Below are 2,322 nucleotides of genomic sequence, written 5' to 3'. Positions count from 1 at the left end.
CGGGTAGCCGGCGGGGCGACCCCCATCGACGCCGAGACGGCGCACCCGCTGGTCGCACGCAATCTCGAAGCACTGCCCGATGGCCATGTGCAGTTGCGCACCGATGCCCGCCTGCTGCGCCCCTCCCTGGTGCGGTTCTCTCCCGAGCAGATGGGGGCCATGCTGACGGCAATCCGTTGCCCAGTGCTGCTGGTGGAGGGGGAAACCGGCATCATGAGAGAGCGCACATGGGCGCGTCAGGCCCGAGCGGCCGTGACGACGCTGACGCGCTGCGTGCTGTCGGGCGGCCATCACCTGCACCTTGAGCCGGCGTCCGTCGACGAGGTGGCGAAGGCCATCGTGTGGTGGCAGGAAAGCTGATCGTGGGATTCGAGAAGGAGAGCCGGTCATGAGCCAGCAGCGGAAAGCCGACGATACACGGCAAAAGAGCGTGGCATTGGTGCTCGGCAGCGGCGGCGCCCGGGGCTATGCCCATATCGGGGTGATCGAGGAAATCGAGGCGCGTGGCTATCGAGTGGTGGCGATCTCGGGCTGCTCCATGGGCGCCGTGATAGGCGGCGTCTATGCGGCGGGGGAGCTGGCCGCCTACCGCGACTGGGTCTGCCAACTGGACTATGTCGACGTGCTCAAGCTGGTCGATGTCACCTGGAGTCCCATGGGGGCCATGAAGGCCGACAAGGTGATGGACAAGCTCGAGGACCTGATCGGCGAGACCCGCATCGAGGATCTGACGATCCCCGTGACCACCGTGGCCACTGACCTGATCCGCCAGCGTGAGGTGTGGTTCCAGAAAGGCTCGCTGCTCGAGGCGATCCGCGCGTCCATCGCCGTGCCCGGGGTGATCACGCCGGTGCATCGTGGCGAGCAGGTGCTGGTGGATGGCGGGCTACTCAACCCGTTGCCGATCATCCCGACGGTGTCGGCCCAGGCGGATTTCGTGCTGGCAGTGAATGTCACTGCCCATAGCCCGCGCCCGGTGACCCTGGAGGAGCTGCTGCCCCCCGAGGAGGTCGCCCGGGAGCAGGCGCGCGAGACGTCCCGGGACGCCCGGGGCGTCGACTTCGCCAGCTGGATCGACGGGGTTCGCGGCGCCGCTCGGCGGCTGTTAGATGGTTTCGGCAACCATGATGACGCTGAACGTGGCGACAAGAGCGAGGTGGAAGAGGCCCTGGAGGGTGGTCGCCGCGAGTGGGGGCGGATGGACATGGTGTTGGCCTCCTTCGACATCACCCAGGCGGCCCTTGCCAGTTACAAGGTGGCGGGCTACCTGCCGGATGTGCTCATCGAGGTGCCCAAGACGGTCTGTGGTGCCTACGAGTTTCATCGTGCCAAGGCGCTTATCAGTCTCGGCAGGCACTTGGCCGTGGAAGCGTTGGACCGTTTCGAGCGGGGGGGCAATCCCGGCGGGGGAGGGCCCTCCATTCCCGCGGAGGCGTCAGGAAAGAAAGGCCAGGAAGACGAAGAGGCGTCCTGAGCAGCGTCAGGCCTGGTGGCCCCGTCGCCTGAGCAGCACGTAAACCGCCCCGGTGCCACCGTCTATCGCGGTCGCCGAACAGAAGGCCAGCACGCTGGGCCATTCCCGCAGCCAGGCATTCACGTGGCTCTTGATCACCGGGTAGTCGCTGGTCGTGCCCCAAGCCTTGCCATGCACGACCAGAACGCATCGACGGCGGCGAGCGGTGGCGTCCTGCAGGAAGGCCTCCAACTCCTCACGGGCTTCCTCGAGGGTATGGCCATGCAGGTCGAGCCCCGCTTCCCAGCCGATGCGCCCGCGCTTGAGCTGCTGGCGAGTGCGCCAGGGCAGGTCGGGCAGAGCGAAGTCGAGAAACTCGGAGGGCCGCACCGGTTCCACCCGGCCATCCGAGGTACGACCGGCTGCGGCGAGGTCGTCAGCGGCCGAAGTCGCGGCGGCCCGTCGCTCAGCCGCGGCGGGGTCTCGCCGGCGGCGGCGACCCGGGTCGGCCCGGTTGCGGGCGATCGGGCGCACGCCGGCGTCTTGCAGGGCCTGGCGAAAGGCGCTGATCTCGTCCTCATCCGGAGGGTGACGGTCTCGACTCATGGGGCATTCGGCTTGTGACGCAAAGCGCCAGTATACCGCCCCTGCCGTGGCTGTGAACCGCGGGCCCGGTTACAATCGGTTCTCGTCTCCATCCGAACCCTCCGACTCCAGGATGCCCCGTGGCTGAATCTCTCCCTGATGCGTCTTCCTCCACCCTCGTGCTGAGCGACGAGGCCCTGTCCGACGGCCTGGTTACCCTGCGCGACTGTCTGCGCTGGGCCGCCAGCGAGTTCCACCTGGCCGGCCTGCACTACGGCCACGGC

The 2,322-nt window shown here is 67.8% G+C and carries 3 protein-coding genes and 1 pseudogene; 3 read left to right on the top strand and 1 reads right to left on the bottom strand.

From position 1 onward, the window contains the following. Together RI841_RS16055 and RI841_RS16050 are read left to right on the top strand one after the other, a co-directional pair. Positions 1-360: alpha/beta fold hydrolase (locus RI841_RS16055; protein ID WP_405000957.1), on the top strand; the 360-nt coding region annotated here is incomplete at its 5' end. A 28-nt stretch (positions 361-388) separates the two neighbouring features. Further along, the gene (locus RI841_RS16050; RefSeq protein WP_310706634.1) at positions 389-1,474 is read left to right on the top strand and encodes a patatin-like phospholipase family protein; all 1,086 of its coding nucleotides are present in this window, start codon (positions 389-391) and stop codon (positions 1,472-1,474) included. 6 nt (positions 1,475-1,480) lie between these two features. On the opposite strand, the gene RI841_RS16045 is transcribed toward RI841_RS16050, so the two are convergent. Next, positions 1,481-2,059, bottom strand: a complete 579-nt coding sequence (locus RI841_RS16045) for a Smr/MutS family protein (protein WP_310706633.1) — start codon at positions 2,057-2,059, stop codon at positions 1,481-1,483. A 119-nt stretch (positions 2,060-2,178) separates the two neighbouring features. Between RI841_RS16045 and RI841_RS16040 the strand changes: the two are divergent. Beyond that, positions 2,179-2,322 (top strand): annotated as a pseudogene (locus RI841_RS16040) (50S ribosomal protein L3 N(5)-glutamine methyltransferase); the annotation flags it as partial.

Source organism: Halomonas sp. (assembly GCF_031581305.1).
GTDB lineage: Bacteria > Pseudomonadota > Gammaproteobacteria > Pseudomonadales > Halomonadaceae > Halomonas.
This window is presented reverse-complemented; position numbering and strand designations above follow the sequence as displayed.